The organism is Hymenobacter ruricola (assembly GCF_015694525.1).
Classification (GTDB): domain Bacteria; phylum Bacteroidota; class Bacteroidia; order Cytophagales; family Hymenobacteraceae; genus Hymenobacter; species Hymenobacter ruricola.
In genome coordinates this window covers 536351-556863 of the sequence record NZ_JADQDM010000002.1, presented here as the reverse complement: position 1 = coordinate 556863, position 20513 = coordinate 536351, and the positions used below count along the sequence as shown (strand labels likewise).

At 63.2% G+C, this 20513-nt stretch carries 20 protein-coding genes; 9 read left to right on the top strand and 11 right to left on the bottom strand.

The genetic code is table 11. The annotated features are described in order from the left end of the window. Positions 1-68 precede the first annotated feature (68 nt). From I2H31_RS06485 to yihA, 3 genes are all read right to left on the bottom strand, one after another. Positions 69-704, bottom strand: a complete 636-nt coding sequence (locus I2H31_RS06485; RefSeq protein WP_196292182.1) for a DUF5606 family protein — start codon at positions 702-704, stop codon at positions 69-71. A gap of 123 nt (positions 705-827) precedes the next feature. Beyond that, complete coding sequence (locus I2H31_RS06480) at positions 828-1289, bottom strand: energy transducer TonB (protein ID WP_196292181.1); 462 nt, start codon at positions 1287-1289, stop codon at positions 828-830. 81 nt (positions 1290-1370) lie between these two features. Next, entirely contained in the window at positions 1371-1991 is a 621-nt protein-coding gene (gene yihA, locus I2H31_RS06475) for a ribosome biogenesis GTP-binding protein YihA/YsxC (protein WP_196292180.1), read from the bottom strand. A gap of 434 nt (positions 1992-2425) precedes the next feature. Here yihA and I2H31_RS06470 point away from each other — a divergent pair, with 434 nt between their 5' ends. The 4 genes from I2H31_RS06470 (at position 2426) to I2H31_RS06455 (ending at position 7152) form a co-directional block, all read left to right on the top strand. Beyond that, complete coding sequence (locus I2H31_RS06470) at positions 2426-4669, top strand: OmpA family protein (protein WP_196292179.1); 2244 nt, start codon at positions 2426-2428, stop codon at positions 4667-4669. Between the two features lie 175 nt (positions 4670-4844). Next, entirely contained in the window at positions 4845-5573 is a 729-nt protein-coding gene (ubiE, locus tag I2H31_RS06465) for a bifunctional demethylmenaquinone methyltransferase/2-methoxy-6-polyprenyl-1,4-benzoquinol methylase UbiE (protein ID WP_196292178.1), read from the top strand. After that, on the top strand, positions 5522-6325 hold the full coding sequence (gene porT, locus I2H31_RS06460) for a type IX secretion/gliding motility protein PorT/SprT (protein ID WP_196292177.1): 804 nt from the start codon (positions 5522-5524) through the stop codon (positions 6323-6325). Before ubiE ends, porT begins: the two co-directional genes overlap by 52 nt. A gap of 80 nt (positions 6326-6405) precedes the next feature. Continuing rightward, positions 6406-7152 carry an SDR family NAD(P)-dependent oxidoreductase gene (locus tag I2H31_RS06455; protein ID WP_196292176.1) on the top strand — a complete coding sequence of 249 codons (747 nt, stop codon included), beginning with the start codon at positions 6406-6408 and terminating at the stop codon, positions 7150-7152. An 8-nt stretch (positions 7153-7160) separates the two neighbouring features. On the opposite strand, the gene I2H31_RS06450 is transcribed toward I2H31_RS06455, so the two are convergent. Beyond that, entirely contained in the window at positions 7161-7811 is a 651-nt protein-coding gene (locus tag I2H31_RS06450; RefSeq protein WP_196292175.1) for an alpha/beta hydrolase, read from the bottom strand. A 40-nt stretch (positions 7812-7851) separates the two neighbouring features. Further along, positions 7852-8349 carry a cytidine deaminase gene (locus tag I2H31_RS06445; protein ID WP_196292174.1) on the bottom strand — a complete coding sequence of 166 codons (498 nt, stop codon included), beginning with the start codon at positions 8347-8349 and terminating at the stop codon, positions 7852-7854. A 220-nt stretch (positions 8350-8569) separates the two neighbouring features. On the opposite strand from I2H31_RS06445, the gene I2H31_RS06440 reads away from it, so the two are divergent. The 3 genes from I2H31_RS06440 (at position 8570) to I2H31_RS06430 (ending at position 11687) form a co-directional block, all read left to right on the top strand. Next, positions 8570-9916, top strand: a complete 1347-nt coding sequence (locus tag I2H31_RS06440; protein ID WP_196292173.1) for a saccharopine dehydrogenase family protein — start codon at positions 8570-8572, stop codon at positions 9914-9916. Between the two features lie 63 nt (positions 9917-9979). After that, a complete protein-coding gene (locus I2H31_RS06435) occupies positions 9980-10933 on the top strand; it encodes a hypothetical protein (RefSeq protein ID WP_196292172.1) in 954 nt (317 codons plus the stop codon). A gap of 61 nt (positions 10934-10994) precedes the next feature. Continuing rightward, positions 10995-11687 (top strand): ATP-binding cassette domain-containing protein, encoded by a 693-nt coding sequence (locus I2H31_RS06430; RefSeq protein ID WP_196292171.1) that lies wholly within the window; start codon positions 10995-10997, stop codon positions 11685-11687. A gap of 84 nt (positions 11688-11771) precedes the next feature. On the opposite strand, the gene I2H31_RS06425 is transcribed toward I2H31_RS06430, so the two are convergent. The 6 genes from I2H31_RS06425 to aroQ all read right to left on the bottom strand — a co-directional run bounded on the left by I2H31_RS06425 (position 11772) and on the right by aroQ (position 16225). Continuing rightward, positions 11772-12497: a tRNA1(Val) (adenine(37)-N6)-methyltransferase gene (locus I2H31_RS06425; protein ID WP_317192186.1), complete on the bottom strand. Its 726-nt coding sequence runs from the start codon at positions 12495-12497 to the stop codon at positions 11772-11774. Between the two features lie 7 nt (positions 12498-12504). Then, positions 12505-12981 carry a hypothetical protein gene (locus I2H31_RS06420; RefSeq protein WP_196292170.1) on the bottom strand — a complete coding sequence of 159 codons (477 nt, stop codon included), beginning with the start codon at positions 12979-12981 and terminating at the stop codon, positions 12505-12507. Between the two features lie 12 nt (positions 12982-12993). Further along, the gene (gene rnhA / locus I2H31_RS06415) at positions 12994-13464 is read right to left on the bottom strand and encodes a ribonuclease HI (RefSeq protein ID WP_196292169.1); all 471 of its coding nucleotides are present in this window, start codon (positions 13462-13464) and stop codon (positions 12994-12996) included. A gap of 156 nt (positions 13465-13620) precedes the next feature. Further along, positions 13621-14181 carry a MarC family protein gene (locus I2H31_RS06410; protein WP_196292168.1) on the bottom strand — a complete coding sequence of 187 codons (561 nt, stop codon included), beginning with the start codon at positions 14179-14181 and terminating at the stop codon, positions 13621-13623. Between the two features lie 105 nt (positions 14182-14286). Beyond that, on the bottom strand, positions 14287-15354 hold the full coding sequence (locus I2H31_RS06405) for an aminotransferase class V-fold PLP-dependent enzyme (RefSeq protein ID WP_196292167.1): 1068 nt from the start codon (positions 15352-15354) through the stop codon (positions 14287-14289). 424 nt (positions 15355-15778) lie between these two features. Continuing rightward, a complete protein-coding gene (gene aroQ / locus I2H31_RS06400; protein ID WP_196292166.1) occupies positions 15779-16225 on the bottom strand; it encodes a type II 3-dehydroquinate dehydratase in 447 nt (148 codons plus the stop codon). A gap of 158 nt (positions 16226-16383) precedes the next feature. Between aroQ and xerD the strand changes: the two genes are divergently transcribed. Together xerD and I2H31_RS25060 are read left to right on the top strand one after the other, a co-directional pair. Beyond that, entirely contained in the window at positions 16384-17283 is a 900-nt protein-coding gene (xerD, locus tag I2H31_RS06395) for a site-specific tyrosine recombinase XerD (protein ID WP_196292165.1), read from the top strand. Positions 17284-17504: 221 nt separating this feature from the next. Then, positions 17505-20465, top strand: coding sequence for an FtsK/SpoIIIE family DNA translocase (locus tag I2H31_RS25060; protein ID WP_230687507.1), 2961 nt, complete (start codon positions 17505-17507; stop codon positions 20463-20465). Positions 20466-20513: the final 48 nt, after the last annotated feature.

Sequence of the window (20513 nt, the reverse complement as noted above, 5' to 3'; positions counted from 1 at the left end):
CGTGAAGCCTACAAAAAAAGGCCGCTCCTGCAATCAGGAGCGGCCTTTTTGGTATCGGTAGCCGGCGCTTACTCGGCTTTTTTGCGGCTTTTCTTGGCCGGCGCGGCGGCTTCGGGGTTACCGGCGGCCGTCGGCGCTTCGTCGGCCGCGCCGATGACGCCACCGGTGCTCAGCGGCTCATCAGCGGCGGGCTCTTCGGCGGCTTTGGCCGATTTGCGCTTGGCTTTCGGGGCGGCGGTTTCTTCGGCGGCGGGCGCTTCCGGGGCAGCAGCTTCGGCGGCCGTAGCTTCCGGTGCTGGCGCGGCGGCTTCTTGGTAGGGGCGGTGCTTGCTCACGATGCCGTACCAGGTGGCCAGCTTCTTGATGTCGGACAAATACACCCGGTCGCGGTCGTAGTCGGGAATCACGCCGGCCAGAAAGTCGGTCAGCTCGCCTTCGCTCGACTTGGCCGTGACAGGCGACGCCGCGCCGTGCTTCTGGTAAATGCGCTCAAATACCTCCGTCAGGGGCACGGTTTCGTCGGGGTCCTGGGTATAAATGGAGATTTCCGACAGCAGCGACACCTTGTTGCGAGCTGGGGCCAGGGTCCGGGTGGCTTTTTCGTCGAGGCTTTCAACCAGGACGCCGTGGCGCGCGGCGCGCACCAGGCGGTACAGGCCGGGCATGCCGCTGATGGCGGCCAACTCTTGCAATTCGTAGGGCATTTTTTGGGAATGAAGAATGAAAAACGAGGAATGAAGAATGAGGAACGAAAAACGAATGCCGGCCGGAAAGCCATTCTTCATTCCCCATTCCTCATGCTTCATTCGACAAGGCAAAACTACGGATTATTGCGCATCCGTCGCGTTCGAGGCCGTCTGACCGAGCTTGAACACGATGGGCAGGCTGGCCCGGATGGGCAGTTCCGGCTTCTTAAATTTCAGCAGGCGCACCACGCGCAGGGCTTCCTCGCCGGTGCCGCCGCCCAGCTGCTTCACAATGCGCATGTCCTGCATGGTGCCGTCGGCGTTGAGTTGGAAGCTGATGATGCACTGGCCCTGGATGCGGTTGCGCTTGGCCATCACCGGGTACTTCAGTTCCTGAGCAATGAAGGCGTACATGGCGTCCTGGCCGCCTTCGTAGTACTCGGCCACCGCGATGTGCTTGCCCACCCCGCCGATGCCGGTGCCTTTTTCGCCCTGCGCCGGAGCGGCGGGCGTGGTGTTGGGGGTGGTTTGGGCCAGCGCCGGGGCGGCGGCGGCCAGCAGCAGGCCCAGGGCCAGCAGCGAAACGGAATGGGTTTTCGTCATGATGAAAAAATGGGGGCGGGGAAACAAGGGAAAAAACGGCCCGCTACGGGCCGGGCCACGGTTGGCAATTTAGGGGCCAATCTACGAATTGGGCGCCGCATCGGCCACCCATTGCTGGTTCACCTCCGCGATGAAGGCCAGGACCTCCTCGCGCCCCAGGCCGGTTTCGGCCGAGGTGAGGAAGTAGCGCGGCAGCTCGTCCCAGATTTCGCTCATCTTCTTGAGGTAGTCGGCCAGCAGCGCCTTGGTCTGGGCCGTCGACTGCTTGTCGGCCTTCGTGAATATCATCACGAAGGGAATGCCTTCCTCGCCCAGCTTCTCCATGAATTCCAGGTCGGCGGCCTGCGGCGGGTGGCGCGAGTCGATGAGCACACACACGCACATGAGGTTGGTCCGGTGGCGCAGGTAAAAGTTAATCATGCGCGCCCATTCAGCCCGCGACGTTTTACTTACCTTGGCGTAGCCGTAGCCCGGCAAGTCCACCAGGTACCACGCGTCGTTGATGACGAAGTGATTTATTAATTGCGTCTTGCCCGGCGAAGAAGACGTTTTGGCGAGCGCCTTGCGCTCGGTCAGCATATTAATAAGGGACGATTTGCCCACGTTGGAGCGTCCGATGAAGGCGTATTCGGGCAGCGTGGGGGCGGGGCACAGCTCCGCCCGCGAATTACTGGTTAGAAAACGGGCGTCGTGAATAATCATTAAAACAAGGAAATAAAAGAATTGCGGCGAACGGCAAAATTACGTCCGAAAGCCCGCGGGCCCCGAACAAATAAAAGAAGTTGAATTAGTGGCTATTTCATTGGTGCTTCTATATTTGCGCGGCATGCCCGCCATTCCAGCGGGCCGCTGCCGCCGCACCCGACCGTCATTGAATGGCCGTAATTTCGCCGAAAACCGCTTTTAGCACGCAAAAAACCTATCTTTGCCCGCCAGCAGCCCGGCACCTTCCGGGAATTTGGGCGGCCAGCCGGCGGTTCGCTACGGTTACCTTCTTCGCAAATGGGGATTAAAGCCTAACCCTGCCGTGGTTTTTCAGTATAAGCCCAAAATATAGTTTGCTGCCGCGGCCCTTGCCCGGGCTCATTCCCTCGTCCAACCCCTTCAGAAATTTCTTTTTTCAAACATCTCCTCCAATGGACAACTTATCCAGAAGGTTACTGCAAGCGTCGTGCGCCGTTGCCCTTACCGCCACCGTGGCCGCTCCGGCGCAGGCACAAAGCACGCGTAAAGACCTCAAAACCGGCAACAAGTTCTTCGAGCAGGAAAATTACCGCGCCGCCCTTCCGTACTACGAAAAAGTGCTGGCGAAAGACCCCAACAACGCCAAGGCGCTGTTCAACGCCGGTATTTCCTACATGTCCTTCGACAAGGAGAAAGCCAGCGACTACATCTACAAAGCGCAGAAGCTGAAACCCAAGGTTTCGAAGGACGTGGAGTACTGGCTCGGCCGCGTCGACCACCTCAACTACAATTTCGACGAGGCCCAGGCCCACTTCCAGGCTTATAACGCCACGCTGAAGAAAAACGACCAGCGCAAGGAAGAAATCGCGCAGCTGATTAAGCACAGCCAGAACGCCAAGGTGCAGTTCAACTCGCCCAAGGACATCTTCGTGAAGAACCTGGGCCCCACCATCAACACGCAGTACTCGGAGCACAGCCCGGTTATTTCGTCGGATGACAAGCTGCTCATTTATACCTCGCGCGGTGAGAACGTGACGGGGGCTTCGGGCAAGCCCAGCGACAAGAAAAACAAAGCCATTGCGGCCGACGGCGAGTACTACGAAGACATCTTCGAAGCGCGCCGCATCGACGACGAGAACTGGGAAAAGCCCCGCTCGCTGAGCGGCGTGCTCAACGGCAAAGGCCATGACGCCTCGACCCAGCTCTTCGACAACGACACCAAGCTGCTGATGTACCGCAACGACAACAACGGCGACATTTTCGTGTCGGATAAGTCGGGTGGTGACTGGGGCGCTCCCAAGCCGCTGGACAGCAACATCAACTCGAAGTCGTACGAAGGCGACGCCTACATCACGCCGGACGGCAAAACCATCTACTTCTCCACGGGCCGCTACTCCGAAGACGGCACGCTGGACCTGTACTACAGCACCCGCGCGGACGGCGGTGACTTCGGCCCGGCCAAATCGCTCGGTGCCAACATTAACACCAAGTTTGACGACGACAGCCCCTACCTGAGCAAGGATGGCAAGACGCTGTACTTCTCCTCGCGCGGCCACAACACGATGGGCGGTTACGACATCTTCAAGTCGGAGTGGGACAGCGTGGGCCGCAAGTGGGGCGCCGCTCAGAACATGGGTTACCCCGTGAACACCCCGGACGACGACTCCTACTACCGCCTGAGCCCCGACGGCTCGTACGCTTACCTGAGCTCGTACCGCATCGGCGGCTACGGCGAGAAGGACATCTACACCATCAACTACATCAAGAACGCCAACATCAAAGGCAAAGTGTTCTCGGCGAAGGACAGCACCACGGTGATTCCGGGCGTGGAGCTGGTGTTCAGCGGCACGCAGGCCGACAAAACGGCCCTGAGCTTCCGCGACATCACCAAGCCCGATGGCTCGTACCAGGTGGCCGTGCTTTCGGGTCGCACCTACCAGGTGGCCGTGAGCAAGGATGGCAAAAACATTGAAACGCAGGAATTCCCGGTGCCGGTGTCGACCAACGACTCGACGACCATCGTCAAGAATTTCTACGTGAATTACATCGACACGGCTAGCACTGGCCTCTTTGCTGGCAAGAACATCTACTTCGATACGGATAAGTATAAGCTGCGTCCGGAGTCGATTACGACCCTGAACCAAATCAGCCAGATTCTGACGGCTCAGCCCGGCATCAGCATCTCGATTGAAGGCCACTGCGACTCGCGCAACACCGACGAGTACAACATGGTGCTCGGCCAGAACCGCGCCACGGCCGCCTTCAACTACCTGAAGAAGCAGGGCATCACCGAAACCCGCATGAGCACCGTAAGCTACGGCGAGCGTCGTCCGGCCGCGCCGAACGATTCGCCCGAGAACATGCAGCTTAACCGCCGCGACGAGTTCAAAGTGGTAGGCGGCATACCCACCACCGGCACCATGGGCGGTGGTGCTACTGGCACCGGCATGGGCTCGACCACGACCACCGGCACTTCCACCACCACGGCGGCTCCGCTGACCCCTGGCAAGAGCAAGGTGAAAATGGCCGACGGCACCAAGGTGAAAACCAAAGTGGACGAGGATTCGGACAAAGTGAAGGTGAAAACCAAAGGTCCCAGCGGCGAAACCAAAACCACCACCAAAAACGGTGAGCTGGAAGGCAAAGCCAAAGACGCCAGCGGCGAAAAGACGAAAATCAAAGCCAAAAACGAGTAGTCGTTGACGCTTAAACATTCGGGAAGCGGGCCGGGCAGTTTGTCCGGCCCGCTTTTTTATGGCGTGGGTTTTCGGCTACTGCCAAATTCATCGCTCGTTCTGCTAACAAACCCGCCGCGTGGGGCGTTGGGTGAAAACAATTTTCCCGCAACCTTACCGTTCTTTGCGCCCGCTCATGGCCGTATTACCTTACAAAGACAATTCCGACGATAAGAAATCGCAGGTTGCCCAGATGTTTAACTCCATCGCGGGCAAGTACGATTTCCTCAACCACTTCCTCAGCGTGGGCACCGACATTTATTGGCGGCGCAAGGCGGTGGATGAATTGAAGGCGCTACGCCCGGCGCGCGTTCTCGACATTGCCACCGGTACGGCCGATTTTGCCATCGAAACCCTGCGCACGGCCGCGCCCGACGCGCAGGTGACGGGCGTGGACATCTCGGAGGGCATGCTGGAAGTGGGGCGCCGCAAGCTGGCCGCCAAAGGCTTGGGCCACCGCATTCAGCTGGAGCTGGGCGACTCGGAAAACCTGCCGTTTGCCGATGGCGAGTTCGACGCGGTGACGGCCTCGTTTGGCGTGCGCAATTTTGCGCACCTGGAGGCCGGGCTGGCCGAGATGCGCCGCGTGCTGCGGCCCGGCGGCAAGCTCGTGATTCTGGAATTCAGCAAGCCCACGGCCTTTCCGCTCAAGCAAGCTTATAATTTTTATTTTCGCCGGGTGCTGCCGGTTTTTGGCAAGCTTATTTCCAAAGACCAATCGGCGTACACCTACCTGCCCGCTTCGGTGCAGGCATTCCCCGACGGCCCCGATTTCCTGGCCATTCTCACCAAAGTCGGCTTTAAAGAACCTGCATGGCAACCCCTCACTTTCGGCATCAGCTCCATCTATACGGCGCACAAGTAAAGCGCCTCGCCCTGGTGGGCCTGCTGGTGTTGCTGCTGCCTTCCGTGGCGCTGGCGCAGCGCAAAGCCCGCTCGAAGGCCAACCGCGGCAAAAACGGCACGCTGAAATCCATCACCACCCAGAACCTGCCTTCGTACGACGAGCGGTGGTTTCACCCGGGCATGTACATCGCCCTCACGGCGTCGCGGTTCGACATCGAGCAATCGGCCTGGTACGTTGCCAACCGCAACGTAACGGCCAATTCCATCATCAGCCCGACGCTGGGCGTGGGCTTCATCGGCGATGCGCGCATCGGCGGGCCCAACTCGCCGTTCATCTTCCGGTTTGCGCCGGGCGTGAGCTTTCTCACGCGCAAAGTGGAGTACGAGCCGCGCGGATTTGCTTACCCCGATTCCATTCTGACGCAGGAAGTGACCTCGACGGTGGTGCAGTTTCCGGTGTTGCTTAAGTATCAGTCGGACCGTCGGCGCAACACCCGCATGTACATGATTGCGGGCCTCAGCCCCAGCCTCACGGCCAGCAACCGGCGCAGCGACCCCCTGCGCAACCAGTTGCGGGCCATCAACAGCGACCTGACGCTGGAATATGGCGTGGGGCTGGACTTGTTTTACCCCTTGTTTAAGCTGGCGCCGGAGCTGCGCTTTTCGCACGGCCTGCGCAATGTGCTGGAACCGCACGGCGGCACCATCAGCAAAAGCCTGCAAAGCCTGACCACCAACTCGGTGACGCTGTACATCAATATTCAGAACTAAAGGTGAAATGGTGAGTTTGATTGTCCGCCGGCGCTGGTAGTGCTGGTAAAACATCAAACGCACCACTCCCCATCTCGCTTATGAAAACTGCTTTTATCACCGGCGCCTCGTCGGGCATTGGCCGGGCTACGGCGGTGGCGCTGGCCGGGGCGGGGTTTCAATTGGTGGTGACCGGGCGGCGACGCGAACGCCTTGACGAATTGGCCGCGCAACTGGCGCCGGTGCCAGTGCACGTGCTGACGTTTGACGTGCGCGACCGGGCGGCCGTGAGCGCGGCCGTGGCGTCGTTGCCGGTCGAGCTGCAGGCGCCCGACGTGCTGGTGAACAACGCCGGTGGCGCCCACGGGCTGGCCCCCATCCAAAGCGGCGACCCCCACGACTGGGACCAGATGCTGGACGCCAACGTGCGCGGCCTGCTGAACGTGACCTACGCCCTGTTGCCGGGCATGACGGCCCGCCAAACCGGCTTCATCCTCAACATCGGCTCCGTTGCCGGGCAGGAGGCTTATGCCAACGGCAACGTGTATTGCGCCAGCAAAGCGGCCGTGGGCATGCTCACCAAAACCATGCGGCTCGACCTGCTGCCCACCGGCGTGCGCGTGGCCGAGGTGAACCCAGGCGCGGTGGAAACCGAATTTTCGCGGGTGCGCTTCAAGGGCGACGAGGCGCGGGCCGCCAAAGTGTACGAAGGGTTTGAGCCCTTGCGGCCCGAAGACATTGCCGACATCATCGCGTTCATGGTGACGCGGCCGCCGCACGTCACCATTGCCGAAGTGCTGGTGCTGGCCGGGGCGCAGGGCGCAGCTACCACCATTGCGCGCAAATAAAAGCGGAGTTATTGTGCCGCCAGTTGAGCGAGCACGGCGCGGTTTAATTCGTGCTTGCCGGCGAAAGTGGTCACGGTGGGCATGGCGCCCAGCTGCCGAAGCTGCTGCAGTTGCGCCTCCAGTTTCCCGGCGTCGATGTACTCGTCCTCGGTGCCAACGACCACGGAAAGGCGCAGCCCTTCCAACAGCTCGCGGGCGATTTCGGGGGCCAAATCTTCGGGAAAGCCGCCGGCCCAAAGGATGAGGTGCGCGGGCCGAAACCACGCCTGCGTCAGCCACCGGCCCACGGTGGCCGTGCCTTGTGAAAAGCCCAGCACCGTGACCTCCACGTCGGGCAGGCATTCGACCAGCACTTTTTCAGCCAGCTGGTTGAGGAAGTTGACGTGGTCGTGGATTTCGTGCTGGCGGTCGTCTCGCGTCATCCAACTGGCGCCCACGCGGCCGCCGTTGCCGCTGAGGTAGAAGCGGGAAAGGCCTTCGGGGGTAATGACTACCGTGCGCGGGTCGGCGTCGTTCAGGAACCCAAAATGCCGCGAGAAATACGCCGCCAGCTGCCCGTAGCCGTGGCACACAAACCACACGCGCCTGGTGCTTGCCGATAATTCTCCCAACTGGTAATAACGGGCGGTGCGCGCGACGGTGAGGTGGTGCTCGGTCATGGAACGGAAGGGGCGGGGGCCGGAGTGAGTTGCGGCGCGGCTACAGCATCGGCAGGTCGTCGGCCGAAAAGTTGAAGGGCATGAGGTCGGTGACGGAGTTGAAGCGCAGGATGGTGCCGGCCCGGCTGGGCAGCAGCAGCGCAATGGGCCGCGCCTGCCGCGACTCGTACTCCAGCATCACTTGGCGGCAGGCGCCGCAGGGGAAAGCGGCGCCAAACGCGCCCCCGGCCGGCCGGGCGGCCACGGCCATGCCCACGATGGGCGCGTGTTCGGGTGTGTTGGCGGCGAGGCCAAACAGAGCCGTGCGCTCGGCGCACAGGCCGGAGGGGTAAGCCGCGTTTTCCTGGTTGGTGCCCCGGAAGAGGGTGCCATCGGCCAGCAGCAGCGCCGCCCCCACCTGAAAGCCGGAATAGGGCGCGTAGGCGTGCCGGGTGGCGTCGTGCGCGGCCTGCCAGGTGGCTTGCTCGGCGGCCGTCAGGTCGGTGGGGGAGTCCAGCTCTTCGTAGGTAATGAGCTGCTGGCGGGAAATGCGGGCCATGCGGGTTTGATGGAGGGGCGGCGAAGGTAATCACGCTGGGCGGAATGGGAAATGTCTGTCATGCAGCGCGCAGCGAAGCAGCTTGCCCGCAGCAACTAATTCAATCGATTGGGTTTACTGGTGGCGGGCAAGCTGCTTCGCTGCGCTCGGCATGACGTCCGGCGGCACGAGCGTTTTCCCCTCCGCGGCAACCCCCGACGTCCGGCCCTACTTTTGCGGCATGAATTCCCGCCTCCTGCTTCTTGGCGCGGGCCGCTCGGCCTCGTCGCTCATCCAGTATTTATTGCGCCACGCGCCCACCGAGTCCTGGTTTCTGACCGTGGCCGATGCCAACCCGGCCCACCTCGCGCCGGTGCTGGCAGCGCATTCCGAATACGCCCGGGCCGTGCCGTTTGATGCCGCCAACGAAGCCGGGCTGGACGGGCTGGTGGCCCAGGCCGACGTGGTGATTTCTATGCTGCCGGCCCTGCTGCACCCGGTGGTGGCGCGGGCCTGCGTGCGCCACGGCCGGCACCTGGCCACGGCCAGCTACGTGAGCCCGGCCATCGGCGAGCTGCACGACGAGGCGGTAACCGCCGGCGTAACCCTGCTCATGGAATGCGGCCTCGACCCGGGGCTCGACCACATGTCGGCCATGCGGGTTATTGCCGATATCCGGGCGCGGGGCGGCGTCATTACGTCGTTCAAAAGCTACTGCGGCGGCCTGCTGGCGCCCACGGCGGAAGGGGACAACCCGTGGAAATACAAGTTTACCTGGAACCCCCGCAACGTGGTGCTGGCCGGCCAGAGCACGGCCAAGTTTCTGGAAAACGGCCGGCCGCGCTTTATTCCGTACCAGCAGCTGTTTGCCCGCACCGAAACGGTGACGGTGCCCGATTACGGCGAGTTTGAAGGCTACGCCAACCGCGACTCGCTCAGCTACCGGGCGCCGTATGGTCTTGAGGACATTCCGACCATCTTGCGGGGCACCTTGCGGCGGCCGGGCTACTGCGCCGCCTGGCACGCCCTGGTGCGCCTCGGCCTGACCGATGACGCGGTGAACCTCGACAACCCCGAAAGCCTGACCTGGGCCGAGCTGGTGGCCGCCTACCTGCCCACGCCGCACCTGCCGGGTCTCGACCTGCCCACCCGCGTGGCTCAGTACCTCGGCCTGACCCCGGAAAGCAAAGAAATGGGCCGTCTGAACTGGCTGGGCTTGTTCTCGGACCGGCCGGTGGGCCACGCCCACGCCACCCCGGCCCAACTGCTGGAACGCCTGCTCAGCGAGAAATGGCAGCTGCAGCCCCACGACCACGACCTCATCGTGATGCAGCACCTTTTCGAGTACGAGCTGAACGGCACCGCGCACCGCCACACTTCCTCGCTGGCCGTGGTGGGCGACGACGCCACCCACACCGCCATGGCCAAAACCGTGGGCCTGCCCCTGGGCATGGCCGTGCGCCGGCTGGTGCGCGGTGAGCTGGCCCAGCGCGGCGTAGTAATTCCGGTGGAGGCGGACTTGTACGAACCCATTTTGGACGAACTGGCGGCGGAGTACGGGATTCATTTCCTAGAAGCGGAAAAGTAAGCTGGTGCAATCTGACGGTCAGCGCCCACGTTAGGCGTTCCTATGCTTCCTCTTCGGGCTTATTTGCGTCTTCGACTTCGCTTGGGTTGGCGCCTGCTGGTGGAGGTAGGCTGGGTGCGAATGGCCATACTGGCGCCGGTGGTGCTGATAGTGACGAGCCGGGCGCTGGTGCTGGCGGCGCCGCACCCGCAGGGCCAATGGGCCGTTCCGGTCCTGGTGGCGTTGCTGCTGGCTTCGGCCCACCGGCAGCGGGCCGATTTGCGTTTTCTGGCCATCAGTGCGCCGCACTATCGGCGGTGGCTGGCGGTGGAATATGCGCTGCTGGCATTGCCCGTGGCGTTGGTGCTGATGCTGTTTCAGGACTGGGGCGCCGCCCTGCTTGTGCTGGGGTTGGCACCCGGGGCCGCCGTGTTACCCCCGAAGCAGGAACGCCGCAGCTCGCGCCACAAGGCCCGCAGCCTGTTTCGCAGCGAAGCCTTCGAGTGGGTGAGCGGCATGCGAACGGGCGGGCTGTGGGCGTGGCCGGTGCTGCTGGCCGGCGCGATGTGGGGCCACAGCTCGCCGCTGGGGCCGGTGGTGGCGCTGGTGCTATGGCTGTTGGTGCTGCTGGCTTTCTACGGCACTCCCGAGCCGGTGACCATGCTGGTGCTGCTGGCCCGCACGCCCCGGCAGCTGCTGCGGCGGCAGCTGGCGTTGGGCCTGGGCTATGCGGCGCTTTCGGCGGCGCCGTTTTTGTGGCTGCTGGGCAGCGGGCCGGCGGGGCCGGGCGGCGCGGTGGCGGTGGGGGTGTTTTGGCTGGGGCTGGTGGGGCTGATTATTCTGACCAAATACGCCTTCTACCCCAATGCTACGCACATTCGCAGCATTCAGGCGCTGGTGGTGGGCGTGGCGCTGCTGCTGCCCGGCCACCCGGTATACCCCGTGCTGCTGCTGGTGGCGGTGGGCGGCCTCATCTGGCAAAGCCAGCGCCGAATGCGGGCGGTGCTGGGGGAAGATGAGCAGAAGGTTGAGCAGTAAAAGCCAAAAGCTCAACCGGTCCTTTGGCTTCTTCACTTTTAACCAGTTAACTGAACAAGCTGTGCTCGAAGTCCTGAACCTCCACAAAGCTTTCGGCGCCCACGAGGTGCTGCGCGGCGTCGACCTGACCCTGCGACCCGGCACCATTCACGGGCTGGTGGGGGCCAATGGCGCCGGCAAAACCACGCTGATAACTTGCTTGTACGGCCTGGAAAAGGGTTTTCGTGGCACTGTGCGCGACACGGCGGGCGTGCCCGTGCGCCAGAGCACCGGCTTGCTGCCTTACGAGCCTTACTTCTACCCGCGCCTGACGGGGCGCGAGTACCTGGAGTTCTGCCTGCAGGCGCGGGGCCGGCCGGTGGTGGATTTCACGGGCTGGAACCAGCTGCTGGAGCTGCCCCTCGACCAGTACGCCGACGAATATTCGGCCGGCATGCGCAAGAAGCTGGCCCTGCTCGCGCTGCTGGTGCAGGATTTCGATTACCTGATTCTCGACGAGCCCTTTAACGGCCTCGACCTTGAAGCCAACCTGCTGCTCAAGGCCGTGCTGAAGCGGCTGCGCGACCGCGGCACCGGCATCCTGATGACGTCGCACCTGCTGGGCGCCCTCACCGAAACGGCCGATGAAATCTCGGTGCTCATGGCCGGCCGGATTCAGCGTCACTACGCCGCGGCCGAATTCGGCACCCTGGAGCAAGACCTGCTCGACAGCCTGCACCGCGAGAAGCTGGGGCTGCTGGATGCGCTGCTGTAGAGACGCAAAATTTTGCGTCTCGTCGTCCGCGCAGTTCAGCCTTTGCAGGCGCCTCGTTCAACGGCGAGACGCAAGGATGCGTCTTTACAGCGCCAGATAAAAGCCCGCCAGCAGCTCTTTAAACTCGGTTGAATAATCTTCGTTATTTCCCGCTTCGCGAATGGTAATCCCGGTTTCCCAGGTGCTGCCTACTTCGCGCCGAAAGCCGGTGATGTGCCGGAGCACGCGGCTTCCCGGCCGGTGCCGGACTACCAGTTGGGTGGCGGGCAACAGGTCCACGGTCGCCATCTCAGCGGCCAAGGCCTGCATTTCCAGCGGCGGCAGCAGCACCGTGAACAAGCCGTCTGACTGTAGAAACCCGGCCACAAAAGCTGCCAAAGCGTCGAAGGAAAGCGTGTCGGCGGCCGTGTGGCGCGCGGTGCTGCGCGCCGCATCGGGCGAGCGCAGCGACTCCCGGAAAAACGGGGGGTTGCAGATGATGTGGCTAAAGGGCGCCGGCTGCGTGGCCGCAAATTCGGCCAGGCTGAGGGCGTGCACCCGAATGCGCCCCGCCCACGGGCTGGCCGCCGCGTTGGCTGCCGCCTGGGCTGCCGCGGCCGCATCAATTTCCACGGCTTCTATTTCGACGGTGGGGTGGCGCTGGGCGGCCATGAGGGCCAGCAGGCCGGTGCCAGTGCCGATGTCGAGCAGGCGGGTGGCGCCGGTGAGGTCGGCCGCGGCGCCCAGCAGGCAGGCATCGGTGCTCACTTTCATGGCGCACTGGCTTTGCTCGATGCGGAACTGCTGGAACCGGAAGTAGTCGTTGGGCACGTTCTTTTTAGCGGATGGCGACGAGTTTGCCCCGCTCGAATTTGAAAAAGTGCGGCGCGTTGCGGCCCGCTTCGTTCAGCATCCCGGTCATGATGACGAGTCGGCTGTTCAGTCTGAAATCCACCGGCTCAAAGTTCTCGGGCTTTTCCGGAAGGGCCGGGCTGAACCAGCAGCAAACGCTCGTGTCATCAAAAAACACGGCGCCGGTTTTCACGTCAATGATGGCGCTGCTGAGGCATTCGGCCCCGCAGCCCCAGGCGGCCAGCACGTAGCGCCCGGCGAAATTGGGCTTTTGCCGGGCCGCTTCCCGGATGCGCGTGCGGAAATACCAGGCCGGCGTGCCCGGCATCAGCCTGGGCGCCGCCTGGGGGCCGTGGTACCGCTCAGAAACGGGATAATCCTGGAACCGGGGGGCGGGCGACTGGCCGAAAGCAGCCGATGAAAGGCCCAAAGCCAGCAGCAGCGGAAGGAAACAGCGTCGCATGGCCAGGGCAGCTTACAGGACCGACTTTGCGCTGATGGCCTCGTAGCCTTCGTCCACGAGCAGGCCTTTGCCCAGCGCGCTTTGCACGGCCAGCACGTCGCAACGCTCGTTTTCGGGGTGGCCGGCGTGGCCTTTTATCCAGTGGAAAGATACTTTGCGCTGCTGGTAGATGCGCAGGAAGCGGCGCCATAGGTCCTCGTTGGCCTTCTTGCCGAAATCGGGCTTATTGGCCCAGCCGAACACCCATTTTTTCTCCACGGCGTCGACCACGTATTTCGAATCGGACACCACGCGGATGGGCAACTCGGGCCGGGTCACGGCTTCGAGGCCCACGATGACGGCCAGCAGCTCCATGCGGTTGTTGGTGGTGAGGCGGAAGCCCTGGGTGAGCTCCTTTTCGTGGGGACCGTAGCGCAGGATGGCGCCGTAGCCGCCGGGCCCGGGGTTGCCGCGGGCCGAGCCGTCGGTGAAGAGGTGTATCAAGGGGACAGAGGGAAATAGAGACGGATGGAAAAGAACGGTCATGTCGAGCTTGTCGAGACATCTCGCGTGCCACCGCTAATTACATGCGATTGGAATACTACGGCAGGCGAGATGTCTCGACAAGCTCGACATGACGTTCAAGGACGGTCAAGAGAGTTAAAAATTGGTTTTGAACAGCTTGATGGCAATGGCCAGCAATATCACCCCGAACACGCGGCGCAGAATGTCTTCGCCGCCCTTGCCGAGCTTGCGCTCCAGCCAGGGGCTGGTTCTGAGCACCACGTACACAAACACCAGGTTCAGCAGGATGCCGACCAGGATGTTGGGCACCGAGTAGGCGGCGCGCAGCGAGAGCAGCGTGGTCATGGTGCCCGCCCCCACGATGAGCGGAAACGCCAGCGGCACAATGGAGCCCGTGCTGCCCGACATGTCGGACTTGAACAGCTCGATGCCGAGTATCATTTCCAGGCCAATCAGGAAGATGACCACCGCGCCGGCCAGGGCAAAACTCTGGTTGTCGACGCCCAGCAGCCCCAGCAGGCTCTGCCCCACGAACAGGAACGTGACCATGAGGCAGCCCGCCACCACCGTGGCCAGCTCGGCCTTGATTTCGCCCTCGCGCTGCCGAATCTGGATGATAATCGGGATGGAGCCCAGGATGTCGATGACGGCAAACAGGGTGAGCGTGACGGACAGAATGTGCTGGAAATTGAACACGGCGTTTTAATTATGAATTATGAATTAGAAATCATGAATTCGGTTGAGGATGGGCAAGGCGTTGGCCCAATTCATCATTCATAATTTCTAATTCATAATTAACCATTACCCCGGGTATTCCTTTGCGAAAAACTGCACCAGGGCCTCAAAGGCGGCGTCGGGCACGGCGGGGAAGTTGGCGATGCGCACGGTGGTGTTTTTCAGCGGGCCGTAGCCGCTGCCCAGGTGCAGGCCAGCCTCCTTGGCTTTCTGCTTGATTTCTTCGATGAGCGCGGCGTCGCCTTTCAGGCCCACGACGGTGGTGGAGCGGGTTTCGGGGTTCGTGACGAAGGGCTGGAGCGGGGTGGCCTGGTCGAAGAAGGCGTAGAGCTTCTCGGCGCGGTCCACGAGGTGCTGGTGCACGGCTTTGATGGGCTCGCGGTCGGCCAGCATGCGGCTGAGCAGGTAGATGCCCAGCACGTTGGGGGTGTAGTTGGTCTGGTAGTTCAGCATCTGGCTGAGCATGGCGGGCAGGGCGTTGTAGTGGGCCCGGTCGTTCACGGCTTTGGCCTGGGCCACGGCGCGGGGCGACAAAATCATCACGCCCAGGCCGGCGGGCAGGCCGAAGCACTTCTGCACCGAGCCAAACCAGACGTCGGCCTTGATGTATTTCAGGTTCAGGCCGGCCAGCGAGCTGGTGGCGTCCACGGCCAGCAGGGTGCCGTTGAGGCGGTTGAACAGGTTCAGGATAAAGCCCTCGCGCAGCTGGGTGGCGGTGCTGGTTTCGTTCTGGGTGATGCACACCAGGTCGGTGTCTTCGGCCGAGAAGGGGAGGGCCGCCAGGTCGGGCACCTCGTCCAGCCCAAACGACTTGCCGGCGCTGGCCGGCCGCACGGCCTGGGCGTACTTCAGCCACTTCTCGCCGAAGTCGCCGTTGTAGAGGTGAAACGAGCGGCGGGGCGTGAGGCTCTGGGCCAGGATTTCCCAGCACTCGGTGGCCGAGCCGGTGAACAGGACGGTGTAGTCCTGCGGCACGTTGAGCTTGGCTTTGAGGTCGGCCACGGTCTGGCGCACCAGCGAGGTCACTTTTTCGGAGCGGTGCGGGGCCGAGAGCCAGCCCTCGTCAAACGCATCGGTGAGGTACTGGCGCACGGCCGGATATACGGCCGAAGGGCCGGGATTGAAGGTATACATGGGGAGGAACGTCAAGGAAGTGGGGCGCCGCCGGCGCAAAGGTAGCGGCTACGCAAACCGCCCGCGGAAGGATTTTGCACCAACCGCGCGGGCGTCCAAACGCGCCGAACCCGGTTCCATTGCTCCGCCGCACGTTTTCACCTTTCCGCACGCCCGCCAGCCGCTTCCGGACGCCCGCCAACCGCTTCCGGACGCCCGCCAACCGCTTCCGGACGCCCGCCAACCGCTTCCGGACGCCCGCCAGCCGCTTCCGGACGCCCGCCAACCGTTTCGGGACCACAAACCTTGCCTCCGGAGCCCCGCTTAAGGCTTCGGGACAGGAAACCTTCGGACCGGACCACAAACCTTCTGCCTGGACAGGAAACCTTCGGCCGGAACCACAAACCTTTCGTCCGGACCGGAAACCCGTGCTAGGCGAGCCCACTCACACCCGAAACCCGACGCGCTTGGGCTGCTGGTTCACGAACCACTGCACGGCCAGCCGGTAGCTTTCCAGCCCGAAGCCGCTGATGCTGCCGGCGCAGTGGCGGCCCAGCAGGCTGCGTTGGCGGAAATCTTCGCGGGCGTGCAGGTTGCTCAGGTGCACCTCCACCACGGGCGTGGCAATGGCGGCCACGGCATCGGCCAGGGCCACGCTGGTGTGGGTGTAGCCGCCGGCGTTGAGCACGATGCCGTGGTGCGTGAACCCCACTTCGTGCAGCTTGTCGATGAGCCCGCCCTCGTGGTTGCTCTGAAACTGCGTGAGCGCGTGCTCGGGAAAAGCGGCTTCGAGCTCGGGGAAAAAGTCCTCAAACGAGCGGGTGCCGTAGATGCCGGGCTCGCGGCGGCCGAGCAGGTTGAGGTTGGGGCCGTTGATGATGAGAAGGTCCATTGTTGAAGCTGGTAGTACAAAGTCCAAAGAACGTCATGTCGAGCTTGTCGAGACATCTCGCCTGCCACCACTAATCCAATCGATTTAGTTGCTACGGCAGGCGAGATGTCTCGACAGGCTCGACATGACGTTCTTTGAGTAATCAATCTGCCTTTCCCATGACTTGGTCCCAAGCCCTCAAACAATTCGACGGCTACCTGCGCCTCGAAAAATCCCTCTCGCCCAACTCGGTGGAGGCCTACGTGCGCGACGCCACCAAGCTGCAGCAGTTTCTGGTGTTTCAGAAGCTGCCCGTGGGCCCGCTGCAAGTCACCACCGAAATCCTGCGCGAGTTCCTGACCACGCTGCAAGGGCTGGGCCTGGGCGCCACCTCGCAGGCCCGCACGCTGTCCGGCCTCAAGGCTTTCTTCAACTTCCTCATCATGGAAGACCTGCTGAAGCTCGACCCCACCGACACCCTGGAAGCCCCCAAAACCGGCCGCCACCTGCCCGATACCCTCAGCTACCCCGAGATTGAGCAGCTGCTGGCCGCCATCGACCTGAGCACCGACGACGGCCTGCGCGCCCGCGCCCTGCTCGAAGTGATGTACTCCTCCGGTCTGCGCGTGAGCGAGCTCTGCGACCTGCGCCTGAGTAACCTGTACGCCGACCAGGGCTTTATCAAAGTGGTGGGCAAGGGCAATAAGGAACGCCTCGTGCCCATCGGCCGCGAAGCCCTCAAGCACCTCAATTTCTACCTCAGCGGCGTGCGCGGGCACCTCGACATCAAAAGCGGAGCCGAAGACTTTGTGTTTCTGAGCCAGCGCGGCCGGCCGCTCTCGCGCATCACCGTCTTCACCACGCTCAAAAAGCTGGCCGAGCAGGCGGGCCTGCGCAAAACCATCAGCCCGCACACCCTGCGGCATTCCTTCGCCACGCATTTGATTGAGGGCGGCGCCGACCTGCGCGCCGTGCAGGAAATGCTGGGCCACGCCAGCATCACCACCACCGAGATTTACACCCATCTGGACCGCGATTACCTGCGGCAGGTCATCACCGAGTTTCACCCGCGCAGCTAGGGGAGGAGGGATGGAGGGTGTAGGGAAGGGAAACGTCTGTCATCCTGAGCGCAGCGAAGGACCTTATCAGGTTTGAACGGCTTGCAATAAATTCAAACCTCCGGGCGTGACAAGGTCCTTCGCTGCGCTCAGGATGACGGACGCCTACCCGCTTGCTCCCATATCCTCATGCCCTAACTCCCGCCCGCAGTGCGTAAATTTGGCCTTTATGCTTCCGTCGAATGGCCGATAACCGTTATAAGAATACTCCCGCCGGCCCCTCGGCTAACCGCCCCGCCGAGCCCCGGCCCACGCGGCGCAACGAGCCGCGCCCCAACGGACCGGCTCCCGAGCCCGCCCCGGCCCGCGCCGAGCCCCGGCCGGCCGCCGCCAACGTGCCCAAAGCCGCCCGCCCGGCCGCGCCCCCCAAACCCGTTAAACCGCCCCGCGAGCCCCACGGCCCGCTGCCCGGCGTGGGCAAGCTCCTGGAACTGCTGCGCGACCGGCGCTTCCACCTGTTCATCGGGTTCGGGCTGCTGCTGGCCAGCCTGTACCTCACCATTGCCTTTGCCTCGTTCCTCTTCACGGGCCACGCCGACCAGAGCGTGGTGGCCGCGCTGGGCACCGTGCCGGTGAAAGATGCCGGGCAGGAGTCCGGCAACTGGCTGGGCTTGCTGGGGGCCTGGGCCGCGCAGCTGTTCATCTACAAGCTGTTTGGGGTGGCGGCGTTTGCGCTCATTCCCATCGTGTTTTTTCTGGGGGCGAAAATCGTGTTTCGCACCGCCAAGGTCTCGGTGAGCTACGTGCTGGCGCTGGGCCTGTTCAGCATGGCCTGGCTGAGCGTGCTGCTCGGCTACGTGGTGGTGACGCTGGCCGCGCCCGGCGCCGACCCGGTGCTGGCCCACCGCCTCGATTTCCTGTGCGGTGGCGTGGGCTTCGAGGCCGCCTCTTGGCTCGACAGCCTCATCGGCTGGGGCACGGTGCTGCTGCTGGCCTTCGCCTTAATTTCGTTCGTGGTGTTCTTCTTCAACGTCACCAGCCTCAACCTGGGCAGCTTCCGCCGCCTCAGCACCGAGGACGACGCCGACGAAGACGCCGAGCTGGAAGCCGAAATCGCAGCCGAGCAAGCCGCTGCTACGGTGCCCGTGGCCCCCGCGCCGGCCGTGCCCCAAATGACGCTCAAAACGCGCCCCTCCGCGCCGGAAGTGGCCGTGGCTTCGGCCGCCACCAACGCCGCCGCCGGCGCGCAGAATCTGGATTTAGAGCTGGACGCCGACGAGCCCGAAGCCGCGCCCGTAGAGTTCGAGCCCGCGCCGCGCATCGGCGCCGGCGTGGCATTGAGCGTGGCCAGCGCAGCCGTGGCGCCCGCGGCTACGGCAGTGGCTACGGGGGCTGCGGCCGTTGCAGCGGCCGTGCCGCTGGTGGCTTCCGGCCCGGCTTTTTCCATTGAAATGCCCGTCGAAGAGCCCGTGGCAGTGGCGCCCAGTGCGCCGGTAGCTACCATTCCCACGCCGCTCTCGCTGGCCGATTTGGCCGATGGCGACATGCCCGCCGCGGTGCCCGTGGCCGCTACCGCCGCAACCCGTCCGCTCGAAATCACCGTGCCCGGCCGCGACGACCTTGACCCCAACGCCGGCGCCGACATCGCCGCCGTGGCCGATGAGGACGAAGACGCCGACGCCATGCCCAACGTCAACTACGACCCCACGCTGGACCTGTCCCGCTACCAGTTTCCCACGCTGGAGCTGCTCAACGACTACGGTACCCCCAAAGCCCAGGTCACCAAGGAGGAGCTGGAAGCCAACAAGGACCGCATCGTGGAAACGCTGGGCCACTACGGCATCGGCATCGCCAGCATCAAGGCCACCATCGGGCCTACGGTCACGCTCTATGAAATCGTGCCCGAAGTGGGCGTGCGCATCTCCAAAATCAAGAGCCTGGAAGACGACATTGCCCTGAGCCTGGCCGCGTTGGGCATCCGCATCATCGCGCCCATTCCGGGCAAGGGCACCATCGGCATCGAGGTGCCAAACACCAAAAAGGAGATGGTGAGCATCCGCTCGGTGCTGGGTTCGGAGAAGTTTGCCAAAACCGAAATGGACCTGCCCATTGCCTTCGGCCGCACCATCACCAACGAGGTGTTCGTGGCCGACCTGGCCAAAATGCCCCACCTGCTCATGGCCGGCGCCACGGGCCAGGGCAAGTCGGTGGGCTTGAACGTGATTCTGGCTTCGCTGCTCTACAAGCGCCACCCCGCGCAGCTGAAGTTTGTGCTCGTCGACCCCAAAAAGGTGGAACTGAGCATCTTCAACAAGATTGAGCGCCACTACCTGGCTAAGCTGCCCGACACCGAAGAGCCCATCATCACCGATACCAAGAAGGTGGTGAACACGCTCAACTCGCTGTGCATGGAGATGGACCGACGCTACGACCTGCTGAAAGAAGCCGGCTGCCGCAATCTCAAGGAGTACAACGCCAAGTTCATCGAGCGCCGCCTCAATCCCAAGAAAGGCCACCGCTTCCTGCCCTTCATCGTGCTGGTGATTGACGAGCTGGCCGACCTGATGATGACGGCCGGCAAGGAAGTGGAAACGCCCATTGCGCGCCTTGCGCAGCTGGCCCGCGCCATCGGCATCCACCTCATCGTGGCCACGCAGCGCCCGAGCGTGAACGTGATTACCGGCATCATCAAGGCTAACTTCCCCTGCCGTATCTCCTTTAAAGTGACGAGCAAAATCGACTCGCGCACCATTTTGGACACCGGCGGGGCCGACCAGCTCATCGGCCAGGGCGACATGCTCTTCTCGGCCGGCTCGGACCTGATTCGGGTGCAGTGCGCTTTCATCGACACGCCGGAAGTGGACCGCGTCTGCGACTACATCGGCGAGCAGCAGGGCTACTCCGACGCCTATTTGCTGCCCGAAGTGGCCGGGGCCGACGGCGACGGCGGGGGCAACGAAGAAATGGACCCCTCCGAGCGCGACACCATGTTTGAGGAAGCCGCGCGCTGCATTGTGTTGCACCAGCAGGGCAGCACCTCGCTGCTGCAACGCAAGCTCAAGCTCGGCTACAACCGGGCAGGACGACTCATCGACCAGCTCCAGCACGCCGGCATCGTGGGGCCGTTTGAGGGCAGCAAGGCCCGCGACGTGCTTATTCCCGACGAGTACCAGCTGGAGCAACTGCTGAATTCGATGAAATAATGCATCCCGAAGCTGCGTTTCGGCCGCGCGAACAGTCCAGGCGGGCCG